Consider the following 318-nt stretch of genomic DNA (forward strand, 5'->3'; position numbering starts at 1 on the left):
GTGTCGCCATCATCATCGGTGATGATGTAAGTGAAGCTGTCGGTGCCGTTGAAGTTAGCATCCGGGCTGTAGTCGTAACTGCCGTCAGCATTGAAGGTCAAGGTGCCGTTAGACACGTCGGTATCCAAGCTGAACGCGGTCGCTAAGTCGCCGCCGTCACCGCCTAAGGTGTCGTTACCCGCAACCGAAGCGCCGGTAATCGAGCCGTCTTCTGCCACCGTATTGCTGTCATCGTTCGCCGTTGGCGTGTCATCCACCGCCGTCACCGTAATGGTTACGGTCGCGATGTCCGTGTCGCCATCAGCATCGGTGATGATG

Annotated in this window: 1 protein-coding gene; it reads right to left on the minus strand. The window is 57.5% G+C overall.

Translation table 11 applies throughout. The annotated features are described in order from the left end of the window. Positions 1–318: Ig-like domain-containing protein (locus tag GJS41_RS11435; protein WP_195758391.1), on the minus strand; the 318-nt coding region annotated here is incomplete at both ends.

The sequence above is a fragment of the Kangiella sp. HZ709 genome, assembly GCF_009674675.1.
Classification (GTDB): domain Bacteria; phylum Pseudomonadota; class Gammaproteobacteria; order Enterobacterales; family Kangiellaceae; genus Kangiella.